General features: G+C 62.2%; 23 protein-coding genes. 12 read left to right on the top strand and 11 right to left on the bottom strand.

Features of this window, described 5'->3' with window-relative positions; genetic code table 11:
- The first annotated feature begins 78 nt into the window (after positions 1-78).
- On the top strand, positions 79-1224 hold the full coding sequence (locus DKB71_RS20870) for a hypothetical protein (protein ID WP_408597132.1): 1146 nt from the start codon (positions 79-81) through the stop codon (positions 1222-1224).
- A 66-nt stretch (positions 1225-1290) separates the two neighbouring features.
- On the top strand, positions 1291-2403 hold the full coding sequence (locus DKB71_RS20865; RefSeq protein WP_408597130.1) for a glycosyltransferase 61 family protein: 1113 nt from the start codon (positions 1291-1293) through the stop codon (positions 2401-2403).
- Positions 2404-2474: 71 nt separating this feature from the next.
- Here the strand turns inward: DKB71_RS20865 and DKB71_RS20860 are convergent, their stop codons facing one another.
- From DKB71_RS20860 to DKB71_RS20830, 7 genes are all read right to left on the bottom strand, one after another.
- Positions 2475-3899, bottom strand: a complete 1425-nt coding sequence (locus DKB71_RS20860; protein WP_323628959.1) for an undecaprenyl-phosphate glucose phosphotransferase — start codon at positions 3897-3899, stop codon at positions 2475-2477.
- A 340-nt stretch (positions 3900-4239) separates the two neighbouring features.
- Positions 4240-4761 (bottom strand): cytochrome C, encoded by a 522-nt coding sequence (locus DKB71_RS20855; RefSeq protein ID WP_274076151.1) that lies wholly within the window; start codon positions 4759-4761, stop codon positions 4240-4242.
- Between the two features lie 116 nt (positions 4762-4877).
- Positions 4878-5399: a methylamine dehydrogenase light chain gene (locus DKB71_RS20850; protein WP_027620621.1), complete on the bottom strand. Its 522-nt coding sequence runs from the start codon at positions 5397-5399 to the stop codon at positions 4878-4880.
- Positions 5400-5417: 18 nt separating this feature from the next.
- On the bottom strand, positions 5418-6038 hold the full coding sequence (gene mauD, locus DKB71_RS20845; protein WP_075949195.1) for a methylamine dehydrogenase accessory protein MauD: 621 nt from the start codon (positions 6036-6038) through the stop codon (positions 5418-5420).
- Between the two features lie 5 nt (positions 6039-6043).
- Positions 6044-6583, bottom strand: coding sequence for a MauE/DoxX family redox-associated membrane protein (locus tag DKB71_RS20840; RefSeq protein ID WP_408597126.1), 540 nt, complete (start codon positions 6581-6583; stop codon positions 6044-6046).
- A 14-nt stretch (positions 6584-6597) separates the two neighbouring features.
- The gene (locus DKB71_RS20835) at positions 6598-7749 is read right to left on the bottom strand and encodes an amine dehydrogenase large subunit (RefSeq protein ID WP_408597124.1); all 1152 of its coding nucleotides are present in this window, start codon (positions 7747-7749) and stop codon (positions 6598-6600) included.
- A gap of 233 nt (positions 7750-7982) precedes the next feature.
- Positions 7983-9470, bottom strand: a complete 1488-nt coding sequence (locus DKB71_RS20830) for a sensor histidine kinase (RefSeq protein WP_408597122.1) — start codon at positions 9468-9470, stop codon at positions 7983-7985.
- Between the two features lie 314 nt (positions 9471-9784).
- On the opposite strand from DKB71_RS20830, the gene DKB71_RS20825 reads away from it, so the two are divergent.
- The 9 genes from DKB71_RS20825 to feaR all read left to right on the top strand — a co-directional run bounded on the left by DKB71_RS20825 (position 9785) and on the right by feaR (position 17670).
- On the top strand, positions 9785-10948 hold the full coding sequence (locus tag DKB71_RS20825) for an acyl-CoA dehydrogenase family protein (protein ID WP_408597120.1): 1164 nt from the start codon (positions 9785-9787) through the stop codon (positions 10946-10948).
- A gap of 28 nt (positions 10949-10976) precedes the next feature.
- Entirely contained in the window at positions 10977-11348 is a 372-nt protein-coding gene (locus DKB71_RS20820) for a hypothetical protein (RefSeq protein WP_046816379.1), read from the top strand.
- Between the two features lie 3 nt (positions 11349-11351).
- Positions 11352-11822, top strand: a complete 471-nt coding sequence (locus DKB71_RS20815; RefSeq protein ID WP_408597118.1) for a nuclear transport factor 2 family protein — start codon at positions 11352-11354, stop codon at positions 11820-11822.
- Entirely contained in the window at positions 11819-12943 is a 1125-nt protein-coding gene (locus DKB71_RS20810; protein WP_408597116.1) for an amidase, read from the top strand. The genes DKB71_RS20815 and DKB71_RS20810 overlap by 4 nt, the downstream gene beginning before the upstream one ends.
- Positions 12944-12966: 23 nt before the next feature.
- Positions 12967-14250: an aromatic ring-hydroxylating dioxygenase subunit alpha gene (locus DKB71_RS20805; RefSeq protein ID WP_274076158.1), complete on the top strand. Its 1284-nt coding sequence runs from the start codon at positions 12967-12969 to the stop codon at positions 14248-14250.
- Positions 14247-14747, top strand: a complete 501-nt coding sequence (locus DKB71_RS20800) for an aromatic-ring-hydroxylating dioxygenase subunit beta (protein ID WP_408597114.1) — start codon at positions 14247-14249, stop codon at positions 14745-14747. Before DKB71_RS20805 ends, DKB71_RS20800 begins: the two co-directional genes overlap by 4 nt.
- A 10-nt stretch (positions 14748-14757) precedes the next feature.
- Positions 14758-15498, top strand: a complete 741-nt coding sequence (locus DKB71_RS20795; RefSeq protein WP_408597112.1) for an SDR family NAD(P)-dependent oxidoreductase — start codon at positions 14758-14760, stop codon at positions 15496-15498.
- Between the two features lie 149 nt (positions 15499-15647).
- Positions 15648-16598: a PDR/VanB family oxidoreductase gene (locus DKB71_RS20790; RefSeq protein ID WP_408597110.1), complete on the top strand. Its 951-nt coding sequence runs from the start codon at positions 15648-15650 to the stop codon at positions 16596-16598.
- Positions 16599-16749: 151 nt separating this feature from the next.
- Positions 16750-17670 (top strand): transcriptional regulator FeaR, encoded by a 921-nt coding sequence (feaR, locus tag DKB71_RS20785; protein ID WP_408597108.1) that lies wholly within the window; start codon positions 16750-16752, stop codon positions 17668-17670.
- Between the two features lie 151 nt (positions 17671-17821).
- On the opposite strand, the gene DKB71_RS20780 is transcribed toward feaR, so the two are convergent.
- Positions 17822-18451 carry a response regulator transcription factor gene (locus DKB71_RS20780; protein ID WP_274076163.1) on the bottom strand — a complete coding sequence of 210 codons (630 nt, stop codon included), beginning with the start codon at positions 18449-18451 and terminating at the stop codon, positions 17822-17824.
- A gap of 257 nt (positions 18452-18708) precedes the next feature.
- Here DKB71_RS20780 and hpaC point away from each other — a divergent pair, with 257 nt between their 5' ends.
- Positions 18709-19218: a 4-hydroxyphenylacetate 3-monooxygenase, reductase component gene (gene hpaC / locus DKB71_RS20775; protein ID WP_323629087.1), complete on the top strand. Its 510-nt coding sequence runs from the start codon at positions 18709-18711 to the stop codon at positions 19216-19218.
- 122 nt (positions 19219-19340) lie between these two features.
- Here hpaC and DKB71_RS20770 read toward each other — a convergent pair whose 3' ends face one another.
- The 3 genes from DKB71_RS20770 to DKB71_RS20760 are packed head-to-tail and all read right to left on the bottom strand — an operon-like array spanning position 19341 to position 22951.
- Positions 19341-20354 (bottom strand): phosphotransferase enzyme family protein, encoded by a 1014-nt coding sequence (locus tag DKB71_RS20770; RefSeq protein ID WP_408597105.1) that lies wholly within the window; start codon positions 20352-20354, stop codon positions 19341-19343.
- A 10-nt stretch (positions 20355-20364) separates the two neighbouring features.
- Positions 20365-21645: an aspartate aminotransferase family protein gene (locus DKB71_RS20765; protein WP_408597103.1), complete on the bottom strand. Its 1281-nt coding sequence runs from the start codon at positions 21643-21645 to the stop codon at positions 20365-20367.
- Positions 21638-22951, bottom strand: coding sequence for an amino acid permease (locus DKB71_RS20760; RefSeq protein ID WP_408597101.1), 1314 nt, complete (start codon positions 22949-22951; stop codon positions 21638-21640). The genes DKB71_RS20765 and DKB71_RS20760 overlap by 8 nt, the downstream gene beginning before the upstream one ends.
- Positions 22952-23079: the final 128 nt, after the last annotated feature.

The following is a 23079-nucleotide window of genomic DNA, read 5'->3' as shown; positions in this document are numbered from 1 at the left end:
AAGCCTGGGTTGCAGTGTCTTATTCCTTGATTCGAACTTTCGAATAATCTTTCCTTAATTAATTAGTGTTAATACCAAATGAAAGAATATGTGAAGGCACTGTTGCGTCAGTTGATTACGCCGTCGGTACGCTTTGAACTGAGGAAAGCCCACGCCTGGCTGCGCGATATTGCCGGTCGAGCCTGTTTCTGGCGCTGGGAATTTGTCAGGTTCAAGCTGCGCGAAGAGAGCGCTTACGACATTCTCTATGTGGGTCGCAAAGCCCAGCGCGACTTTGTGAAAGTTCTAATGGGCGCTGAACCTCAGGTCGCCAATCAGCAAGTTGAACCGGATAAATCGGGTCGAACGGTATTTGTCAGTGAAATACCGACGCCGGGCGCACTCTGTGTACCGCAGTATCTTAGCGCTGTTGTACCCCTGGGCAGATCGATCGAGGATATAACCGCCAGATACAACTCCGAATTGCGCCGCAATCTTCGCAAGAACCGCCTGCGATATCGCCTGAAACAGGCGTTGAACGATGACGAAATCGAAAGCGCCGACCAGGGCATGCTGCAACCCTACGCCAGCGCCAGGCATGGCACGTCCGCTTCGCAAATCGAGCAGCAGGAAGTGCGTCGGGTGGCGAAAACCGCCGCCGGGCGCCTGGATCTGGTGCTGCTCGAAGACGAGGTTGTCGCCTGCCACCTTGGCTGCGTGATCACCCGCGCGGGCAAGCGCTACTGGAGCACGATCCGTTTCGGCTACCCGGAAACGGTCTACTCGGATGCGAAGAAGCTGCGCGAGATCAACTCCATCACCACCTTCATGGCGTTGGAATGGGCCTTGGAAAACGGTTTTGATTATTACGATATCGGCACCTGCCTGGCGCGTCCGGACGATGGCTTGCTGGAGTGGAAAAGAAGGCGCGGCGGCGATGTCGATACGCTGAACAACCACGGTTATCTATTTGTCCGATTGCCCAAGGTAGGCGTTGCGCAATTTCTCTGGGAAACCCCTCTGTTTGCCGTAGAGGGTAAAAAACTGACCTTGCATCTGGGTTTGCCGGACGGGCCGAGCGATGAGGAAATCGCCGAGCGTTATCGTGAAATGGGTTTTGGTGGGCTCTCCAGGGTCTATCTGCATTGCGCCAAGGCGCCACCGGAAAAACTGCTCGAGACCCTACGCGGTCGCTACAGTCATCTGAAAACGCCCCCTGCCATGGAAAGCCTGATGTGCAACTGAACCTGATGTCGAGCAAGCGATGACAAGCGTTATTGGTAGTTAAACGTATTCAGAGTGGTAATCCTTATGTCGCAATCGAACCTGTTGGTGAGCGGCGCTGGGGCGAAATGGAGTTTTGCTGCGTACAAACACATATTTAAAGAGAAACTTGCCAGGAAACCGCCGCTGGATCTGCAAAGTGTCGCGGTGAAAAACTGGGAAATGGCCCCAGCGGATGCATCGGTCGCGCCGCCTGCGTTTTACCTGCCCAACCAGCTTGAGCGGGTGACAGGATGGCAGTTTTATCCCTTCGAGCATCCCCGTCGCACCATGGAGGGTAACGGTCTTGTCCAGCACGGCCCGACACGCGCGTTTCTGCTCAAGGACGCCTGGTTGATCGACGGCGCGCTGTACAAAGGTGATGCCAAAACCTGGTTATCGCCCAGGTCCGGGTGGTTGCCGAAGGTTCGCATAGAAAACGAAATCGATCGCGGGGCGATGTATTGCACCGTGGGTGGGAACAAGTGGTTTGGCTCGTGGATGGTGGATGACTGCATCACCTATCCAATGGCCGCCCAGGAGGGCATCCCGGTCACCACGTCGCTCGCTGAAACCTCCATTTCCGCCGCCAGGCACGGGATACTTCACGCGCCGGGTTATGAAGACTGGCTGGGGATGAATCCGGTTCGTGTGCGCAATGCGTTTTTTCGCGAGCTGGTGATCTTTGACGACATCAGTCACAACCGTCATAAGCACCTGCGATTTCGCGGAATGTCTGAAAAGTTGTTGTCCCATGTCGATGCCAGTTCTCACCCAGGCGTATTCGTCCTGCGGGGCAACAAGGGCGAGTTGCGTTTGTTGCGCAATGAACTGGAGCTGGCCGAACGTCTGCGTGAGCGCCGGGGGTTTCGCATCATTGACCCGTCCAAGTGCGATGTACCGACCATCGTCGCGGCCTGTGCCGGGGCCAGGACAGTGATCGGCATCGAAGGCAGTCAGCTCATACATGGCGTCAATCTACTGCAGCCCGGCGGTTCGCTGCTGATCCTGCAACCGCCTGATCGTTTCGTCTGCTTCTTCAAGTACCTGACGGATCGCGATCAGCAGAACTTCGGTTTTGTGGTGGGTACCCCGGACGGCGAAGGTTTCCGCATCGACCCCGACGAGGTTGAGCGCACGCTCGATCTGTTCCCGGCCTGAACCCCTGTCTCGTTTGTAACCCGGTAGCGCTGATAACCAGCGCTACTCGAGGTTATGCATCCATGACGCAACTAGTAGGCATGCTTGCCCGAGAAGGCGGTCACCGTGCGGGCAAGAATGACGAAGTCGAGCCACAGCGACCAGTTGTTGATGTATTCGATGTCCGAATCGACCCGACGGATCATCTGTTCGATATCCTTGGTTTCACCCCGGTAGCCGCGCACCTGGGCCAGGCCCGTGATGCCGGGCTTGATGTTGTGGCGCGCAAAGTAGTCGGCGATGTCGGGTGAATATTGCGCATCGTGCTGGATGGCATGGGGACGAGGCCCGACCAGGGACATTTCGCCCATCAGCACATTGAACAGCTGCGGCAGTTCGTCCAGGCTGGTCTTGCGAATGAAGGCGCCGACCCGGGTCATGCGCGGATCGTTCTTTTGCGCTTGCTTGACCACGCCGTCTTCAGGCTGGTGGACCTTCATGCTGCGAAACTTCCAGATGCGAAAGGGCCCGCCACTCCAGCCCATCCGTTGCTGGCGGAAGAACACCGGCCCCGGGCTGTCGAGCTTGATCGCAATGGCGACGATGGCCAGCACCGGTGCGGCAAACAGCAGGATGAGAAAGGCCAGCACGCGGTCTTCCAGGTTCTTGAGCAGCAGGCGCATGCCCATCAGTGGCGTTTCGGACAAGGTCAGCACGGGAATGCCGGCAATTTCGCGAACGCTGTGATTGATCAGGCGCAGGGAAAAGATGTCCGGCACCCAGTTGACCGAGATGTGCTTGTCGAACAACTTCAGATACACATCCTTGATCACCTGCGAACCGTCCAGTGGCGTGACGAAGTAGACGGTGCGAATGGAATGTTGCGCGACCAGGTCATCAAGGTCGGACAAATTGCCCAGTATCGCCAGGCGGTTGGGGTTCTCCGAGCCATCCTTGCCATGGTCATCGGCCGCTCCGATCAGTACGGAGCCGACGACCCGTTCACCCAGCCAGGGATTGTTACTGATTTTCTGGTGGAGGAAGTCGGCCAGTTCTCCCGAGCCAATGATCAGCGCGTTGTCCCGTTGGGTGGGATGCGCCAGGAACTTCTTTTGCAGTTCACGCGTCCCGAGGTGCAACAGCAGCTGGGCAAAATAACCGATGACGAACAACTCACCGACCAATAGTCGTGAGTAGGTTTCGCTTTGTTTCGTAAGAAAGGCCATGGCGACGAGAAAACAAAAGGCGGCGGTCCATGCCTTGAACAGTTTGAAGGCCTTGACGGCGAACCCGACGTTGCTTCGATAGATGGCGTAGTGGTCGTACACGACGGCCAACGCCCCCAGCAACAGCAGGACCATGATCACATAGGCCTGGGTGATGTAGCCGATGTGATAATCAATCAGGTACCACGCGACACCGGTGACAGCCAGGCTATCGAGGCCGGCCTGGATAAAGATACTGGTGCTGCTTCTTCGCTGGAGTACGGAACGGCTACTGCTCGGCTCAAAAATCATGATCAGATCCCATTTTTGCTACCCCCTCGCGCCCAACAGGAACGCGATCCAGGTCAAAACTACCCTCGTTTCAGAGCTTTAGCCTCAGCGGCAAGCTACTTATAGTCGAGAAATCCACCCTCCACCGAAAATCCCGAGGCAGGGGAGAATGCGGGTCCCGTGCTATCACTTTAGCAGCACTGTGGATTCATTCACGTTATGGACGAAGTTTAGTCGGGAGCAGTGATGCAGGCGCCGGCTGGCCTGCTTTTCGGGTATCTGGACGACCATCGGTCGCAAGGGGATTATTCGGGCAGGCGCGAAGGCCTGGGCCCCGGTTGTGTCAATGCGTTCGCTGCTGTCAGTTGTTCATCCCGTCTTCGATGGCGATGCCTTGGGCGCGCATCCTGTCGATCAGTTCGGCGCGGGTGCCCGGCAGATTGAGCATGGTCTTGGCCCGCAGCGCCGCCACTTCGTCGGCACTGTAGGGCTGGTAGTCGGCGGGTCTGCTTTTGCCGGCCATGCCATCCTCGCGCATCAGCCAGTTGAGCAGGTCAGCCAGTTGCGCGTTGTTCAACGCCGATTGCGACATGCCTGGCACGCGCACCAGGAATTCACGGCCGCCCGGCACTTTCAGGAAGTTGCCGACAAACCCGGTCATTCTCGGCGTGTCATTGGCCGCCGAGCCCATGCCGTTGCCCAGGTGGCAGCCGGCGCATTGCAGCTGGTAGTTCACGCCCACGCTGTAGCCGGCTTCGGCGATGGGCTTTTGCAGTTCTTCGTTGCCGGGGGCGTGACGCTGCGTCGGGTCCGGGATGGCCCGGGCATGGACGAGCGGGGCGCTCAGGGCGCAGACGAGACCGAGGACCAGCAACTTGCGCATAGATGTCTCCTTTTGTAGGAGCCCGGCTTGCCGGCGAAGGCGTCCTTATAAACGCCTTCGCCGGCAAGCCGGGCCCTAAATCAAATGCCGGTTGCCAGGGCAACCGGCGGTGGGTGTCAGACCGCCACGCCACGGATGATTGAAACGGTGCAGTGATAGATGTGCGATTTGGCCGCCAGGCACCAGTTCACATCGTTGTTGTTGAACGGGCGGTAGGCCGGCTCTTCACTGTCGTTGCGGGTGCAGGCGCACTGGGCGCAGCTTTGCTTACCGCAGCAGTCGTTGTACGAAATGATGTAGTCCTTGCCGTCGGCCGGGTTTCGGCAGGTGCCGATCCAGGTCACTTGCGAGGCTTCGGTGCCCGGTGGGCAGGACGTCACCGATCCGCCGCAGCAGCTGCACAGAAAACCGTCGATGGAACAGTAGCGCCAGTAGTCGCAACTGTTCGGATCACCCGGGTCACCGGCCTTCGGGTCAGTGGCAGCCAGCGCCTTGCTGGTGCGATCCAGGGGCAGCAGCAGCGGCAGGGCGGCACCGGCCACCATCAGCGAGCCCATGCGCGACAGCAGTTTGCGGCGCGAAGTAGTGTCGGCAACACGGCGCGTCGAGCGCTCGAACAACAGATCCAGCAGTTTCATGAAGGTCTCCCTGCCTTATCAGTGGCTATGGCCGTGGCTGTGGTCATGGTCGTGGGGCTGCGCGTTGAGGTATTGCTGCAGCGTGGCGTGCTTCAAGTGCTCAACTTCGAACAGGCTGTCGAGGTGTTCGCGGGAGTTGACCAGGCCTTTGGCGCGCAGGGTGCCGGACTTGTCGATCAGGGCGGCGTACGGCAGCTTGCCGATCTGGTAGGTCATGCCCACTTCCGGGCCGACCACGTAGGTGGCGTCTTCGAGCTTGTGTTCGCGAATCAGCGCTTGCTGGGCATCCATGTCTCCATCGCTGACGAACACCACGTCGAGCGTACCGGCCTGTTCTTTGGCGATGGACTTGATCGCCGGCAGCAAGGACTTGCAGATCGGGCAGGTCGGCGAGAGGAAAAACAGCAGTTGCGATTTTTCGCCGGCATAACCAAAGTTCACCGGGCGGCCCTTGCGGTCGGCGGCGGTGATTTGCGGTGCGGCTTCGTTGACGGCCACGCCTTTGTCGACCATCAGCGCGCCGGCCGGCGCCAGGCGACCGTGCAGCACGCCAATCTGACGGACCAGGCCCATGACGACAAACGCCACGGCCACCAGCAGCACCCAGAGCAGAACATTGGAAACTATCAAGCCTTCCATTTCGATTACCTACCAATCAATTTGAGCAGAAGAGGGGAGTTCGCCAGCAGGCCATCGGCCGCGGCGTAAATGAGCAGCGCGACAGCGGCGGCGGCCACGGTGACGAAGCCATCGAACACAGTCATGTCACGCACCACCGGCGCCACGCTGGCCAGCAGCGCCAGCGCCACCAGCACGCTGTTGCGCAGCAGCAGCACCGGGCGCAGCGGTTGTGCCTGGTCTGGACCTGCACAGCCGCAGTCGATGTCGCGACGACCGCGCCACAGGTTGATGCCGATGGCGGCGGCGTACAGCGCCAGCAGGCTGGCCGCACTCAACGCCGCCCAGCCCCGGCTGACCGGGACCAGTAGCGCGAAAGCGATGGCCAGTTCCAGCAGCGGGATAAGCCTGGCGCTCGGGCGAATCAGTGCGGCAGGCAGCAGTTGATAATCCGCCAGCTGTTTGGCGAAGCGCCCCGGGGCGCGCACCTTGTGAGTCGCGGCACTGGCCAGCAGCGCCGAAATGGCGAGGGCGCAGGCATTAATGAAGATCGGATCTGATTGCATGGGCCGAATCTCGTTTAGTAGCTCATGACCTGGGTCGCGGTTTTGGCGACCTTGGCCATGCTGCCGGTGTGCTGGTTGGTCTTGAGGTCGAAGATCTGCAAGCCACCTTCAACGTCGGTGCCCAGCAACAGCGGCTTGTCGTCGCCGGTTGCCTGCATGCTCCACACCGGTGCCGGGGCTTCCAGGGTGGCGACTTTCTTCATGGTCTTGAGATCGAAGGCCCAGATGAAGGTGCTCGGGTCTTCCCACTTCATCGGTTCATGGGCGTCATGCATCAGCACGTACAGGCGGTTGAGCTTCGGCGCGACGGCCATCAGCTGCCAGCCGCCCGGCGCCCAGCCGGCTTTCTTTTCTTCGTCGGTGGTCAGCGACCAGCTCGGCAGGATTTTCGGCGTGTCGCCGGAGAAATCCACGGCGCGCACGGTGCCGGTGGTGGTGGTGAAGTAGTAGGTGTCGCCGACGTTGACCGCGCGCTCTACCAGTTTTTCCGCGTTCGGGTCGAAGAACGGCGTGCGGTTGCGCGCGGTTTCCTGGCCCTGGTCGTTGAGGGTCACCACCTGCAGGCTGCCGTCGCCGCACAGCGAGGCGAAACGGCGTTTGCCGACCGGGTAGTTGAGCACGCAACCGGGGATCGAGACTTCGCTGGCGACGGCCTTGCTCTGGGTGTCGACCACGGTCACCGAGGTCGAGGGGGTGAAGTTGTAGACGTAGACGAAACGGTCATCGCCGCTGGTCTTCAGGGCGTAGCGCTGGGTCAGCGACTCGGCGCGCTTGTTCGGGATCAGCACTTCCCAGGCCGGCGACAGGGTCGAGCTGTCCCACGCGGTCAGGACGTCGGTGCGGGTGCCGCGGGTGCCGCGCGAATACCAGATGTCGGCGCTGTAGAGCAGCTTGCCGTCGTGGCTCAGGGCCGAAGGCGCGGCGAAACCGGTCGGCACCATGCCCAGCACGCGTTTCTGATCCGGGTCGACCACGGTGACACGGCCGGCGACGAAACTTTCGAACTCGACATCGACGACAAACGCGCGGTGCGGTTCAGCGGGGAAGGCCAGGGTGGTCTGGCCGATGCCGGTGTCGGCCGGCAAGTCCGCGCGGGCACTGTTCAAACCGAGTACAAGCAGGCTCAGGCCTAGCGCTGACTGTACGGAGATCCTGTTTGTTCGCATAAGGGGAACTTCCTGAATTGTTGGTAACGCGGATCGCGGGTGAGTGGGCAGATTCTGACCATCGAATAGTGCCTCGCCCGGCAATCCCAGGAATTGCCCTGCCTGCCAAGTGTTTGTGTATCTGTGCCAGTGTCATGTTGCAGGAGCGAGCTTGCTCGCGATGGACGTCAACGATAACGCGCGCTGCCTGAATGACCGGATCGTCCTGACGTTTTTCGCGAGCAAGCTCGCTCCTACAGGGGGCCGGGGGTGGCCAGGGGAAGGGAAAAGCTGAATACGGCACCGCAAGGCTTGAGGTTTTGCGCCCAGATATCGCCCCGGTGACGGCCGATGATGTTCTTGCACAGCGCCAGGCCGATGCCGTTGCCGCTGACCTTGGACGAGAAGAAACCGTCGAACAGCTTCTCCTGCGCCTGGGCCTGGATGCCGCGGCCGCTGTCCTCGATGCTCACCAGCGCCATGCCGTTGTCGGCGCGGGCATGGATGCGCAGCAAACGGCGTTCGACGGGGAGGTCGGCCATTTCTTCGATCGCATTGAACGCCAGGTTGAGGATCACCTGGCCAATCAACACCTTCTCGCAGCTCACCCGCAGCGGCTCGGGAGAGGTGATGACGTCCACGCGCACCAGGCTCGGGTCGGCCCGCAGGCTGATGAAGTAGCGGGTTTCGCGCAGCAACTCGTTGAGGTCGATCAGCTCTTCGCTCTGCTCCAGTTTCACTACGTAATCGCGCACGCTCTTGATGATCACCGAGGCGTGCTCGATCTGCCGCACGGCATTCTGCAGACCCCAGGCGACGCCCTGATCTGCATCGGCGGCGTTGCCCAGGCGAATCACCGCGCCCTCGATGAAATTGCGCGTGGCGGCCAGCGGTTGGCTCAGTTCATGGGCGATGGCCACGGCCATTTCGCCCATGGCGTTGTAGCGCGCCAGGTATTCGAGTTTCTGCTCGCTGACCCGCCGCGCTTCTTCGGCCTGCACCTGTTCGGTGACGTCGCGGAACAACAGCAGGTGCCCGACCAGATCGTCCTCAATCTCGATGTAGCGGCAGGTTGCGTCATGCCAGCGCCACTCGCCGTCGCGCCGCTGCACTTTGTAGTGAACGCTGAACGGCGCGTGCTCCGGTGTTTCGTTGGCGAGCTGTTGCAACAGGCGCTGGCGTGAAGCGTCGTCGCACCAGCCGAGAAAATTCTTGCCCATCAGCTGGTGCACTTCGCTAGCGAGCAAATGCGCGCCGGAATCGCTGATGAAGCGGATATCACCCTCGGGGCCCAGCACCGCCACGCCTTCGGCCAAGTCCTGCATGAAAGCCTTGAGCCGACTTTCGAAACGCTTGAGGTCACGCTTGACCCTGTCCTCCTTGGAGATGTCGCGAAACTGCACCATCAGCACATCGCGACCGTCCAGGTGCACCAGGGTCGCCACCGCCTCGGAAAGAATCTCGACGCCTTGCTTGGAGCGATAGCACCACTCGATGGCGCGCTGGCCGGTGCGCGCGGCGCCTTCCAGCCAGCGCAGCCCCACCGAGCGCCGATACTTCGGTGCGTCGCGGGTCATGTCCGGGGCCTTGAGCGGCGTCAGTTCCTCCAGGGTAAAACCCAGCGCCGCCAGGGCGGCAGCGTTGGCCCAGAGAATTTCCTTGGTCTGCGCATCGTGAAGAATGATGCACAGCGGCATGGCTTCGATCAGCGCATAAAAATCGTTTGGTTTTGGCAAGTACATCGCACGGCCCTTGGCGGCAGAGATTTGCAGTATGGCGTTTTATACCTGCTCGCACAGCGCGATGCGCTCAGAGGTAACCGGTGGGCATCTAGGGGTTTTCTTTATTCGGGGAGCTGCACGCACCAATAGTTGCGCCGGCATGCGGTTTTTACACTGGACCGCAATGCAAGGGTGACCACCACCCATTACCTGTAGGAGCGAGCTTGCTCGCGAAAAGCGTCAACGATGACGCGGGCCGCCTGATTGCTCGCGGTGTCTGGTCGGCCATCGCGAGCAAGCTCGCTCCTACACAATAAGAAAAACGGAGAAAGCCCATGCTGCGTTCAGCGGTCGTGCAACAAGACGCAACGATCGGCGTTGACGAGAATGTCGTCGACAGCCCGGCCTTTGCGCAGGTACTGGAAGAAGTACGCCAACGCCGCGACGATTTCGACGCCGGCTCCCACGTGCCACGGGACATGATCGAGCGCTTCAAGCAGGTGGGCATCTACCGCGCCGCCACGCCGAAATGCTACGGCGGCGACGCCCTGGCCCCGGCAAAGTTTCTGCAAATGATCGAGCGCATCTCCGAAGCCGACGGCTCCGCTGGCTGGGTCGCGAGCTTCGGCAGCGCCGGCGTCTATCTTGCCGCTTTGCCAGCAGAAACCCTGGCCGAACTCTATTCGCAAAGCCCTGACCTGGTCTTTGCCGGCGGCCTGTTTCCGCTGCAACCGGCCGAGGTGGTAGAGGGTGGCTATCAGGTCAACGGCACCTGGAAATTCGCCAGCGGCTGCAAAGGCGCCGACCTGCTGGGTGTGGGCATCGGTGCCGCAGGCGGCAAGCCGCGCACAGCGGTATTGCGTCCGGACCAGGTAGAGATCGTCGAGAACTGGGACGTGGTTGGCCTCAAGGGCACAGGCAGCCACGACTTGCGCGTCACCGACAAGCGCGTCGACGAGCGCTGGACCTTTATCCGGGGTGGGGCTGCAACCATTGATGAGCCGCTGTTCCGCTACCCGTCGATTGCCTACGCCGCGCAAGTGCTGGCGGTGGTCAACCTGGGCCTGGCCCGTGCTGCACTGGATGAAATCAGCCGCATGGCTGGCGGTTCGGGTATCACCGGCGCGCCGAAATTATCCGACCGCGCCTACGTGCGTATCGAAATCGCCAAGGCTGAAGCCAAGCTCAGTGCTGCGCGCGGTTTCTTCTACAACGCCACCGAACAGGTATGGAACTCGATCCTCGCGGGCAACCCGGTCACGCCGGAGCAGACCAGCCTGCTGCGCCTGTCCGCCATCCACGTGTCCCAGGCCGGTGCCGCCGTGGTGCAGAGCGCCTACAGCCTGGCCGGTACCACTGCCATTTACCTGCGCCATCCGCTGCAGCGTTACCTGCGCGACTCGATGGTGGTGACCCAGCACGCCTTCCTCAGCGAAGGGCTGTACGACGGCGCCGGCTCGGTGTTCCTCGGCGTACCGCCGTTCCCGGGCTACATCTGAATTCTCTATTTCAAAAGGATCGACACTCATGACCCAGACCACTCAAGAACCCTTGCGCGTCGTCTTCTGCATCGGCATCACCCAGAACTTTTTCGACCTGCCCACCGGCGAAGGCCTGAGCGTGTGGAAAGGCTTCAGCCAGATGATGGGTGACCTCGGTGCCATGCCCGGCATCACCGTGCTCGGCGCCATGGATGACGACCGCCTGATGGTCGGCCCGTCGACCACCTCGCCCTGGACCGTGTACATCATGGCCGACGTCGACTGCCACCAGTCGGTGATCGACGCCTGCAACCTGTTCCGCACCACGCCGGTCGGCCAGTACAGCCTGTGGCGCTACGCGAAGATCGAAGCGCGCATCGGTCGTCCGCTGACCATCCCTGATGCGGCCAGGGTGTAAGCCATGAACGAGGCCTTGCTGCAGCGTCTTCAGACACTCGAAGGGGAAAGCGTAGTGCGCCGCTTGATGGCGCGCTACATGGACCTGTGCGATGTGCCGAGGGCGGTGGTTGAAGTCAGTGAGTTGGCCCGGTTGTTCACCGTCGATGCGATCTGGGAAGGCGTAGGCAGTTCCACTGCGCAGACGTTTGGCCAACATCGCGGACGTGAAGCAGTGGCCGCCTTTGTCGGTGGTTACCTGCCGCCATCGGACCACTTCCGGTTGAACCTGCATTACCTCACCAGCGAATCGATCGTGGTCGACGGCAGCACGGCGCAAGGGCAGTGGATCATGCAGCAGATCTCCACCTACGCCGATGGCCGCAACGAGCTGTTCGGCACCCGCCTGAACATCGATTTCCGCTGTGTCGACGGTACCTGGCTGATCGCGCATTTCCGTACGCAACGGCTGTTCAACACGGAGCTGAATGCATGAATACTTTCATCAGCGAATTCCTCCTCGGGGGCAACGGCAAGCGCGTCGCCATCAAGGACTCCATCGACATCGCCGGCCATCCGACCCGCTCGGGCAGCCGTGCCTTTGCCGATGCACCGGCGGCGACAAAAAACGCCGAAGTGGTGGATGCGATTCTCAACGCCGGCTGGCAGATCGTCGGCAAGACCAACCTGCACGAACTGGCCTTTGGCGTCACCGGCATCAACGACTGGACCGGCACACCGATCAATCCGCAAGCGCCGGATCGTGTTCCTGGCGGCTCGTCCAGCGGTTCCGCTTCGGCGGTCGCGGCCGGGTTGGCGGATATCGCCATCGGCACCGACACCGGTGGTTCGGTGCGGGTGCCGGCGGCCTGCTGCGGCATCGCCGGGCTCAAGCCGACTTACGGTCGGGTCAGTCGTGTTGGCGCACATCCGCTGGAATCCAGCCTCGATTGCGTCGGGCCGTTCGCCAGGACCATGGACGACCTGATCGCCGCCATGCAGGTGATTTGTCCGGGTTTCGCCGTGCAAGGTTTGCCCGGTGACGGTGCCAGGGTCGGCTTCCTCGACGTGGCCTGCGACGCGCATCTGCAAGCCAGCCTCGGTGCTGCCGCCGACCGCGCGGGCTGGCGCCGCAGCCACCTGCAATTGAGCGAATTCGAAGCTGCATTCGCCGCCGGCCTGACCGTGATCAATTTCGAAAACTGGGCAGCGTTCGGCCACCTGACCGGCAAGGGCCTGATTGGCTCCGATGTAGAAACACGCTTGCTGGTGGCCAGCCGCACTACGCGTGACGAGCTGGCCCAGGCCGAAGCCGTGCGCACAGCGTTCACCCAACAAGTGGACGCGGCGCTGGAAGACTTTGCCGTATTGCTGCTGCCGACGATGCCAAGCCTGCCACCCACGCTGAGTGAAGCGCGTAGCGGCAGCAAGGCCGTCGCCGGTATGACTCCGCTGGTGCGCCCCTTCAACCTCAGCGGCCACCCAGCGCTGAGCGTGCCGGTGGAACTCGATTGCGGCGGGCTCAAAGTCGGCCTGCAGATCGTCGGTCGCAAAGGTCAGGACGAACTGGTCTGCGCCTTCGGTGCGCAGCTGCAAGCCTCAACTAATCAATCATAAAAAGAAGCCATGAGGAGAACCGCATGAGCACTCATGAATACCGGCTGATCGCAACGTCGAAAAGCCCCGAAGACCTGGTCCAGCATGACCGCGTCGACGTCTCGCTGTACAACGACCCGGCGCTGTTCGAAGCCGAGCTCGAGAAGATTTTCTACCGCACCTGGGTGTGGGTTGCCCACGAAAGCGAAGTGCGCAACAGCGGCGACTTCAAGACCGCCACCATCGGCCGTCGCCCGGTGATCGTCGTGCGCGACAAGAAGAACAACATCAACGTGCTGGAAAACCGTTGCCGCCACCGTGGCGCCACCGTGTGCGAGAAGCACAAGGGCAACGCCACCGGTTTCACCTGCCCGTACCACAGCTGGTCCTATGGCCTGGACGGCAAGCTGCGCGCGTTGCCGTATCCGGATGGCTACGAAGGCATCCTGGAGAAATCCGAACTGCCGCTGACCAGCCTGCGCGTGGAAAGCTACGCCGGCATGGTCTTCGCCAGCTACAACGACGAGATCGAACCGCTGGAAGACTTCCTCGGCGGCGCCAGACACTGGATGGACCTGTTCATGAAGCAGGGCGCCGGTTACCCGATCAAGACCCAGGGCGAACACAAGTTCAGCTTCAAGGGCAACTGGAAGATCCAGCTGGAAAACACCACCGACGGTTACCACTTCCCGATCGTGCACAAGTCGTTCATGTCGTCGGTGGATGAAGAAACCTCGGAAATGCTCTCGTTCATGACCGACGAGCAAGCCGTGACCCACTCCCTGGGCAACGGCCACAGCGTGATGGTGATGGTGCCGGAGCACGTCGATCTGGATCACGATGACGGCACCGAGCAGTTGCAGGAACGCTTCGCCCACGTCACTGAAGAACTGTCCAAAACCATGCCGGCGGATCAAGTGCGCCGCATTGTACGTTCGCTGCACGGCGCCGGGTTCAACCTGAACCTGTTCCCCAACATCGCCATGTCGATGTCGTTCTTCCGTGTGCTGCGTCCGGTGTCGGTCACCGAAACCGAGATCCGTCACGTCGCCCTCGGTATGGACGGCGGCCCGGAAATCGCCAACCGCGAACGCATGCGCATTCACGAACACTTCCAGGGCCCGTTCGGTTTCGGCAGCCCCGACGATGCTGAAGCCTGGGACCGCGTACAGCGCGGCTCGTACGCCGGCGTCGACGCGCCAATCCTGGTCAACCGCGGCCTGAACCGCGAAATCACCGCTGAAAACGGCGACAAGGTCAGCCACGCCACCGACGAGGGCGGCATGCGCGGTGCCTACGACATGTGGAAAAGGATGATGAGCCAATGAGCAATCACGACACCCTGAACGGCTTTTCCGGCCCGCTGGCCCAGGCCATCGAATTCATCTGGCGCGAAGCCGAACTGCTCGACCACAAGAGTTACGCCGAGTGGGCGACCCTGTGGAGCGAGAGCGGCAAGTACATCGTGCCGATCGATCCGGACACCGAGGATTTCGAAGCGACGCTAAACTACGCCTACGACGACGCACGCATGCGTGACCTGCGCATCGAACGCCTGACCGCCGGCTACTCGCCGTCGGCGGTGGACGCGGCGAAAACCATCCGCACCGTCTCGCGTTTCCGCCTGGTGGAAGCGGCTGGCGACATCGTCGAAGTCAACTCGGCGCAGTTGCTGTACGCCTACAAGCGCGGGGTGCACACGCCGTTCGTGGCCGACCTGAACCACCGCATCCGCTTCACCGATGGCGTGCCGACCCTGGAGCGAAAAGTGGTTCGGCTGATCAACTCTACTGACAGCCTGAGCGCGCTCGGCTTCCTTCTGTGAGGGCAACATCATGAGTCGAGTAGCCCTCGTGACGGGTGCCTCCCGCGGACTGGGCGAGTGCATCGCCCGCCGTCTGCACGCCGTCGGTTATCACGTTGGCCTGGCGGATGTGCGCCTCGATGGCGTGCAGGCGTTGGTCGCCGAGCTGGACGGCAGCGGCGCCACGGCCGTCGCCATCGAGCTGGATGTACGCAGCAAGGCCGACTTCCAGCGCGCCCGCGACCTGCTCGCTGCGCACTGGGGCGGCACTGACATTCTGGTGAACAACGCCGGCGTGTCGAAAGTCGCGGCGCTGATGGACATCACGCCCGAAGAGTTCGACGAGTCGATGGCGATCAACCTGCGCGGCACCTTCGTCGCCTGCCAGGTGTTCGGCGCGCATTTCGCCGAACGTGGCTTTGGCCGCATCGTCAACATCGCCTCCCTGGCCGGGCAGAACGGCGGCACCGCCACCGGCGCCCATTACGCGGCGGCCAAGGGCGGCGTGGCGACGCTGACCAAAGTCTTCGCCCGTGAACTGGCGTCGCAAGGGGTGACTGTCAACAGCATCTCGCCAGGTCCCCTGGACTTGCCGGTGGTGCGTGAAAGCGTGGCCCCGGAGCGTCTGGAACAGATCCTGAAAATGATCCCGGCCGGCACCCTCGGCGACCCGGCGTTCATCGCCGACAGCGTGCTGTTGCTGATCGCCGACAACGCAACGTCCGTAACCGGCGCGTGCCTGGACGTCAACGGCGGCCTGTTCATGCGCTGATGTCCAACCCGGAAAATAACCCTTGTAGGAGCCGGCTTGCCGGCGAAGGCGTCAACATAGGCGATGCAAGACTGAAGGCCGCCATCGCTGGCAAGCCAGCTCCTACAGGGGGCTGTGTTTAACAAGAAAATAAATAGTCAGGTGATGCAATGATGAAGGTGAAGATCGAAAGGATCGTCGACGAAGCGCTGGATATCCGTTCCTTTCGCCTCGTGCGCAGTGACGGCCAGCCGCTCGACACCTATGAACCGGGTGCCCACGTCGACCTCACCGGGCCGACCGGCGTGACCCGCCAGTACTCGCTGTGCAGCCCGCCAGAGGATCGCCGCGCTTACCTGGTGGCGGTAAAAAAAGAAGCGCAGTCGCGCGGTGGCTCCCTCGCGCTGCACGAGCAGGTGGAAGAGGGCATGGAGCTGGAAATGGGGGCGCCACGCAACCTGTTCCGTCTCGATGAAAGTGCCCGCGAACACCTGTTGTTCGCCGCCGGTATCGGCGTGACGCCACTGCTGAGCATGGCTTATCGACTGGCGCAGAGCGGCCAGCCGTACCGCCTGCATTACTTCGCCCGTTCGGCGCAATACGCGGCGTTTACAGAGCTGTTGGCGACGAAGTTCGCCGACAATGTGCAATTCCACTACGGCGTGGAACCGGCGGACCTGGACGGCGCATTGAGCGCCTGCCTGGAACACGCCAATCCTGCGGCGCACATCTACACCTGCGGCCCGGCACCGTTCATGAACAAAGTGGTGGAAGTGGCCGCGCGCACCCGTTCCGACGACGCCATTCACCTGGAACACTTCGCCGCCGACCCTGCCGCCAACAGCGCCCCGGCCGGCGGTTTTGAAGTGGAGCTGGCCAGTTCCGGCGTGGTGCTGCACGTGCCGGCCGACAGCAGCCTGGTCGACGTGCTGCAGGCTCACGGTTGCGACATCGACACCGAATGCCGCGAAGGCATCTGCGGCACCTGCATCGTCGAGGTGCTGGACGGCGTGCCGGAGCACCGCGACAACTGCCTTTCGAACAAGGAAAAAGCCTCCAACAAGCAGATCTGCGCCTGCGTTTCCCGGGCACTTTCCGCTCGTCTGGTATTGGACATCTAAGCGCTTTCTTCACTGGAAAGCTGACGTCGGAGCCTGTTGAATGGCGCCCGGCGGCCATCGAGGGAGGTGATGGCTACAGAAAAACCGTGTTAGCGAACCGCTCGACGAAGCGGTCGAGAAATAACAACAAAAAACCTGAGGCTTTGCGGACATGACTACAGCATCGACGGTGCGCAATGAGGCGTTCGAAAGTTGGTTGAGCCAGGTGAACCAGGCCTGCGGGCGTTTCGACGCCCGGGCGCTGGACACCGACTTCTATGGCCAATTGACGGAATTTCGCAGCGGCGCGATCAGCCTCAGTGTGGTCGACATGGCGCACGTGCATCTGTATCGCACCAGCAAGGACGTCAGCACCAGCAGCGACGGCCACTACTACGCGGTGTTCCAGCTGCGCGGCAGCTCGCACCTGGAGCAGGGCGACAACCGCGCGCAACTGGGCTGTGGCGACATCGCCCTGATCGACGCCAGCCGCCCGAGCGACATGATCTACAACGACGATTGCCGACAGCTGTCGCTGATTCTGCCGCGCCAGGTGGTGGAGCGTGGTTCGCACTTCAACGCGGTCAACTGCGCCACGCGCATCGGCGCCAACAGCCCCCTGGCGGCGATGGCCAACAGGCTGGTGCTGGAGACTCGCCAGCAGGAAGGCCTGGACATGCAGGAAAGCGAAGCGGTGCTCGACGCCCTGGCCAGCCTGTTGCTGCCGGGGATCAGCGCCCGTGAAAGCGCTGCCGATTCCCATGAGCGGCAGTTCCGCAAGATCATCGCCTTCATCGACGCGCACCTGAGCGACGAAGAACTGTGCCCGGAACTGATCGCCCGTGAAGTGGGTATTTCCGTGCGCGGCCTGTACCGGATGTTCTCCAAGCGCGGCCTGGTGGTGGCGCAATACATCAAGCACCGACGCCTGGACTTCTGCGCGGAAAACCTGCGCCGCAGCGATGTCGAGCAGAAGCTTTCGGCGCTGTGTTATGCCTGGGGGTTCTCGGATTCAAGCTACTTCTCGTCGGCCTTCAAATCGCGCTTTGGCGTGTCCCCGGGTGCCTATCGCAAGCGCTACAGCCAGCACTGACACCCGCCATTGATGCTGAGACTACTGGCCCCTTCGCGAGCAAGCCCGCTCCCACATTTGATCCGCGTCGTACATAGATCCAATGTGGGAGCGGGCTTGCTCGCGAAGGCGGCGGGACAGTCAACCTGATTTTTGAGACTGTACTCGATAGTCAATGCCGCGCCGGCTCATCCACCGGCAAATGCAGCACTTCGCGCACCAGCATGGCAATGCTGCTCACGCCCATCTTTTCCTTGATCTTGGTCCGGTGCACGTCAACGGTCTTCACGCTGATGTTCAGCTCCCGGGCGATCACCTTGCTGGCCTTGCCATCGATCACCAGCATCAACACTTCACGCTCGCGGCTGGTCAGCAGCGCCAGCTTGCCCTGCAGGTTCTGCCGCTGTTGCTGGTCGGCCTGGGCGTGCACGGCGGTCTTGAGCGCCGCCTGGATGCGGTCGATCATCTGCTGCGGGTTGTAGGGCTTCTCGACGAAGTCCAGGGCGCCGTTCTTCATCGCCGTGACCGACATCGGAATGTCGCCATGGGCCGAGACGAAAATGGTCGGCAAGGTGCTGCCGCGCTGGTTGAGGATCTCCTGCAACTGGAAACCGCTGGTTTCCGGCATGCGCACATCCAGCACCAGGCAAGCGGGCTGCTGGGGGTCGTACTGGCTGAGGAACTCATCGGCGCCGGCGAAGCACTGCGCCTGCACGCTGACCGACTCCAGCAGCCAGGCCAGAGAGGTGCGCAGGTCCTTGTCATCGTCAACGATGTAAACAATCGGTTTGCGGGTTTGCATCAGGGCTGCCACGAAAATTCTAATTATTGTTTTCGCACGCGAACGCGCGGCACGCATCGGCTGTGTGTTTTCCAGCCTGTAAGCAGAATACCCACTGTCGGCGGCCCTTGCGATAAAGAAACCACCTAGTCGACTAGCGGAAACCCAACCTCGCCATGGGGATCGTCAGAATGGTTGCAGCGCGCGCGCAGCCTTAGTCTTGTTCCATCACCTACGGGCCGCTTCAAAGCGGTCCTCCTGAAGGAAGGGGCATCGACATGGCCGACCTGAGCCAGCAGCAAATCGACTTTCGCAACGCCATGGCGCAGCTGCCTGCTGCGGTGAACATCATCACCACCAATGGCCCGGGCGGCCGCTGCGGCATAACCGCCAGCGCCGTGTGCTCGGTCACCGACTCGCCGCCCACGGTGCTGGTGTGCGTCAACCGCAACAGCGCGACCCACGACGTGTTCCGCACCAACGGTCGCCTGTGCGTCAACGTGCTGTGTGGCGAGCAGGAAGAGCTGGCCCGGCACTTCGCCGGCATGACCCAGGTGCCCATGGCTGAACGTTTTGCCTGGGACCTGTGGGACGACGGCGCCGCCGAAGTGCCGGTGCTGCGCGATGCCCTGGTGCAACTGCAGGGGCGGATCAGCGAGTGCAAGGAAGTGGGTTCGCACTCGGTGATGTTCGTGGAGCTGGATAATGTCGGCGTGCGGGAGCCGCGCGATAGCCTGGTGTATTTCAACCGCTTGTTCCATCGCCTTGAGCATGCCAGCGCGGCTTGATTGAGACCACGTCATCGTTCTTCGCGAGCAAGCCCGCTCCCACACTCGATCTCCAGTGAACACAAAGTCTGTGTTCGACGAGGACCAAATGTGGGAGCGGGCTTGCTCGCGAAAGCGGTGGATCAGGCCTGCAGATACTCCCGAGCCAACCTGCACGCCCGCTCAATCAACATCGGCGCCATTTCAATCGCCGTCGGCGTCCCTTGGCGGGTATGAATCCAGCCCAGGTACGTGGTGCCGCGCAGCATCAGGAACAGCGCCAGCGTCTGTCGATCCGCCTCGGTCAGCGGCTTGAGCACGTGGTAACCCTCCAGCAGCGCCGCCTTGATCTGTTCATAACGCGGGTCATCGAGACAGAAGTACAGGGCGGTGGCCAGCTCAAACATGTGCCAGCCGAACCCGGCGTCGTCGAAGTCGATCAGGCGCAACTGCGGGCCTTCGATCAGCAGGTTTTCCGGGACCAGGTCGGCGTGGATCATGCCGAAGTTGCCCAGGTGCCGGCCGTATTGCCGCAAGTCACGCCGGGCCGTGCGCCGGGCCTGTTGCAGCAGGTCTCGTTGCTCATCGCCCAGATGCTCCAGCTCCCAGAATCGCCCCCAGAACGGATTCGCCCCGATCAGGCCTTCCTCGTCCCAGGCATGCCGGACAAACTCGTCCGGCTGCTGCCAATCAGCCGAATGCAGATGAATGCGCGCCGCCATCTTGCCGGCCTCGGCAAACAGAAAGTCGATCTCGGTGTCGGCCTGCACCCCAGCCTCCGAGGTGCCGGCAGTAGCGCCCGGCAACCAGGCGAGCATGTCGACATGGCGTTGGCCGATCTCGACATGGCTCACTTCGATCAGGTGGCGCTGGTCCTGGGCGCGAATGATCTGCGGCACGGTAATCCCCGCGCTTTCCAGCGCTTCCATCCATTGCAGCTCGGAGCGCAGCGCCGCTTCGCAGTGATAGCCGTTGCGATGGATACGCAGGGCCACCCGTTGGCCGTCGTGGCGGCGGGCAGAGAACACCGCGTTCTCGCGGTATTTCACCAGTTCAATGTCGCCGAACTCACCCTCCCAGTGTTGCAGGGCGTGGCGCGCCAGATCGTGCAACCGGGCGACTTGCTGATCATGGTTCAGGGTATGGAATTCAGTCATGGCAGAGGCCTCAAATTGCGCTCAGGGCGTGGTCCAGGGTGTCGACGAACAGGTCCGCGTGTTCGCGGCTGAACACCAGCGGCGGGCGCAGCTTGAGAATGTTGTCGCCGGCGCCGATCTTGCTGATCAGCACGCCGTTCTCGCGCATGTCATTGACGACCTTGCGCGCTTCCAGCCCGGCGGGTTCCTTGCTGGCGTGGTCGCGCACCAGCTCCATGGCGAAGAACAGGCCCTTGCCACGCACGTCGCCGATGATCGAGTGCTTGCCTGCCAGCCCTTGCAGGCGTTGCTGGACGTAGGCGCCGACGTTTTGCGCGTTGCGCAGCAGTTGCTGGTCCTCGATCACGTCCAGCACCGCCATGCCGACTGCCGCCGCGACGGGTGAGCCGCCAAAGGTGTTGAAGTACATGGCGTTGCGGCCGAAGGACTCGACCAGCGCTTTGTGCGTGATCAGCCCCGCCAGCGGGTAGCCGTTGCCCATGGGTTTGCCCAGGGTGACGATGTCCGGCACGACGCCGTGGGCCTGATGGCCCCAGAGATGATCGCCGGTGCGGCCGAACCCCGATTGCACTTCATCGGCGATGAACAGGCCACCGGCGGCGCGGATCAACTCGGCGGCCTTGGCGACGAAACTCGCCGGCACCCGGGGCAAGCCTTCGTTGGCGAACAGGGTATCGATCAGCAACGCGGCCGGGCGAATGCCCTGGGCCTGCAGCGAGGCGATGGCGGCCGCGATGTTGGCCGCGTATTGCTCGGCCAGCTGCGTTTCGGCGGTGCCGGCCGGCGCGTGGTACAGGCAGGGGATCGGCACGGCGCGGGCATGGGCGGCGAAGGGTTCCGGTGAGGGCAGGGCGGTGGTGACTTCGGCCAGCGACGCCGAGTTGCCGTGGTAGTTGTAGTCACTGACGATGATGCCGGTGCCGCCGCTGGCATAGCGCGCCAGGCGCAGCGCCAGTTCGTTGGCCTCGGTGCCGGTGCAGGTGAACATCGCGGTGTCCAGCGGTTGGCCGAAGGTCGCGGTCAAGCGCTCGGCATAACGCACCACCTGCTCATCGAGGTAGCGGGTGTGGATGTTCAGCGTGGTGGCCTGGCGGTGCATGGCGTCGGTCACGTGGGGGTTGCAGTGGCCGACGCAGGGCACGTTGTTGTAGACGTCGAGGTAGCGGCGCCCCTCGACGTCGAACAGCCACACGCCTTCACCGCGCACCAGGTGCAGGGGCTTGTCGTAGAACAGTGGCGAGGCGCTGCCGAGCACGCGGTGACGGCGTTGCAACAGGGTCGCTTCAGGCATGGTCTGGAACCTCGATGACAGGGCTGCGACGGGCGCGCAGCAGGAAGTTGAAAATGCACAGGACGAAGGTCACCCCGAGGGCGATCAGCATCAGCAGGTCGAGCTGGAAGCAGGCGGCGATCACCACCAGCGTCAGCGCCAGGCCCAGCCAGGCGACGACTGTGCCGCCGGCCAGGGTGAACGGGCGTGGCAGGTCCGGCTGGTTGCGCTTGATGCGCAGGTAGGCGCCGAAAATGAACAGGTAGCAGACGTTGAGCAGCAGGACCACGGCGAGCATCACGGTGGCCGGATCGACTTCCGAGAGCGGGAGGCCGATGGCGCCGATCAGCAACAGCGCCGGCCAGGGCGTGCCGCGCTTGCCGGTCTTGCCCAGCCACTGCGGGAACAGGCCGTCGCGTGCCATCGCGAACAGCTGCCGGGAGGCCGCGTAAACCAGGGAGAAGAAGGTCGCGATCAAACCGAACACGCCGCCGCAGCCAATCACCTTGGCCAGCCACGAGTCCGCACCGAACGCGCTGTTGCTGGACATCGCCGCGTACAGCGGATCGCCCGCCGAGCCCACCAACTCGACACCGCCAGCGCCCGGTGCGCACACCAGCACCACCAACGCGGTGACCAACAGGGTGGCGATGGCGGCAAGAATGCCGCGTGGCATCGTACGGCCGGGGTTTTCAGCTTCTTCCGCCGCCGAACCGGTCTGCTCGACGGTGATGAACAGCCAGATCGCGAAAGGCACGCAGGCGAAGACGCCGCCGAGGCTGACCGGGGTGGCGACATTGGCGGGCAACGCCAGCAGGTTGGCCAGTTCGACATGCGGCGCCATGGCCACGCCGAAGGTCAGCAGGGCGACGACGGCGATCACACCGGCAATGAACGTCAGGCCCATGGCCTCACCCACGCCGCGCAGGTGGATGCCAATGATTACCGCGAACAGGACGATCTTCACCGGCCAGCCACCAAGCCCGAAAATCGACTCGGTATAGGCACAAATGAAGGTCGCCGCCGCGCCGGTGCCGATGGTCAAGGCCAACGCACAGGCCACCCCGACCAGGTAACCCACGAACGGCCCGAAGGCACTTTGCGCATACACGAACACACCGCCGGCGCTGGGCAACGCGGTGGACAGTTCCGCCACACACAACGCCAGCCCACCGCACAACAGCGCCATCAACAAAGTGGCGACCAGCATGTTCAACCAACCACCGGCTGCCAGGCCAAAGTTCCAGCCGGAAAACTGCCCGGCCACCACCAACGCAATTCCAAGGCCGGCGATCTTTGGCCAGCCCAACGCACTTTTCTTGAGCACAGAAGTCTCCCGCGACCCGAGGGCCGATTTATTGTTTTAGTGAGGAATGGAGGGGTTCAGCGTTGCTTTACGCGCTTCGATACTACGCGTGGGGTGCGACGCGGCATGTTTGTGCGCATGCCAGGTGG

This window comes from Pseudomonas sp. PLMAX (assembly GCF_046042685.1).
Lineage (GTDB): Bacteria > Pseudomonadota > Gammaproteobacteria > Pseudomonadales > Pseudomonadaceae > Aquipseudomonas > Aquipseudomonas putida_AE.
This window is presented reverse-complemented; position numbering and strand designations above follow the sequence as displayed.

Excerpts from the sequence above, each read along its gene's own strand:
- DKB71_RS20870 (WP_408597132.1), top strand. The coding sequence starts at position 79 with ATGAAAGAATATGTGAAGGCACTGTTGCGTCAGTTGATTACGCCGTCG.
- DKB71_RS20865 (WP_408597130.1), top strand. The coding sequence starts at position 1,291 with ATGTCGCAATCGAACCTGTTGGTGAGCGGCGCTGGGGCGAAATGGAGT.
- DKB71_RS20860 (WP_323628959.1), bottom strand. The coding sequence starts at position 3,899 with ATGATTTTTGAGCCGAGCAGTAGCCGTTCCGTACTCCAGCGAAGAAGC.
- DKB71_RS20855 (WP_274076151.1), bottom strand. The coding sequence starts at position 4,761 with ATGCGCAAGTTGCTGGTCCTCGGTCTCGTCTGCGCCCTGAGCGCCCCG.
- DKB71_RS20850 (WP_027620621.1), bottom strand. The coding sequence starts at position 5,399 with ATGAAACTGCTGGATCTGTTGTTCGAGCGCTCGACGCGCCGTGTTGCC.
- mauD (WP_075949195.1), bottom strand. The coding sequence starts at position 6,038 with ATGGAAGGCTTGATAGTTTCCAATGTTCTGCTCTGGGTGCTGCTGGTG.
- DKB71_RS20840 (WP_408597126.1), bottom strand. The coding sequence starts at position 6,583 with ATGCAATCAGATCCGATCTTCATTAATGCCTGCGCCCTCGCCATTTCG.
- DKB71_RS20835 (WP_408597124.1), bottom strand. The coding sequence starts at position 7,749 with ATGCGAACAAACAGGATCTCCGTACAGTCAGCGCTAGGCCTGAGCCTG.
- DKB71_RS20830 (WP_408597122.1), bottom strand. The coding sequence starts at position 9,470 with ATGTACTTGCCAAAACCAAACGATTTTTATGCGCTGATCGAAGCCATG.
- DKB71_RS20825 (WP_408597120.1), top strand. The coding sequence starts at position 9,785 with ATGCTGCGTTCAGCGGTCGTGCAACAAGACGCAACGATCGGCGTTGAC.
- DKB71_RS20820 (WP_046816379.1), top strand. The coding sequence starts at position 10,977 with ATGACCCAGACCACTCAAGAACCCTTGCGCGTCGTCTTCTGCATCGGC.
- DKB71_RS20815 (WP_408597118.1), top strand. The coding sequence starts at position 11,352 with ATGAACGAGGCCTTGCTGCAGCGTCTTCAGACACTCGAAGGGGAAAGC.
- DKB71_RS20810 (WP_408597116.1), top strand. The coding sequence starts at position 11,819 with ATGAATACTTTCATCAGCGAATTCCTCCTCGGGGGCAACGGCAAGCGC.
- DKB71_RS20805 (WP_274076158.1), top strand. The coding sequence starts at position 12,967 with ATGAGCACTCATGAATACCGGCTGATCGCAACGTCGAAAAGCCCCGAA.
- DKB71_RS20800 (WP_408597114.1), top strand. The coding sequence starts at position 14,247 with ATGAGCAATCACGACACCCTGAACGGCTTTTCCGGCCCGCTGGCCCAG.
- DKB71_RS20795 (WP_408597112.1), top strand. The coding sequence starts at position 14,758 with ATGAGTCGAGTAGCCCTCGTGACGGGTGCCTCCCGCGGACTGGGCGAG.
- DKB71_RS20790 (WP_408597110.1), top strand. The coding sequence starts at position 15,648 with ATGATGAAGGTGAAGATCGAAAGGATCGTCGACGAAGCGCTGGATATC.
- feaR (WP_408597108.1), top strand. The coding sequence starts at position 16,750 with ATGACTACAGCATCGACGGTGCGCAATGAGGCGTTCGAAAGTTGGTTG.
- DKB71_RS20780 (WP_274076163.1), bottom strand. The coding sequence starts at position 18,451 with ATGCAAACCCGCAAACCGATTGTTTACATCGTTGACGATGACAAGGAC.
- hpaC (WP_323629087.1), top strand. The coding sequence starts at position 18,709 with ATGGCCGACCTGAGCCAGCAGCAAATCGACTTTCGCAACGCCATGGCG.
- DKB71_RS20770 (WP_408597105.1), bottom strand. The coding sequence starts at position 20,354 with ATGACTGAATTCCATACCCTGAACCATGATCAGCAAGTCGCCCGGTTG.
- DKB71_RS20765 (WP_408597103.1), bottom strand. The coding sequence starts at position 21,645 with ATGCCTGAAGCGACCCTGTTGCAACGCCGTCACCGCGTGCTCGGCAGC.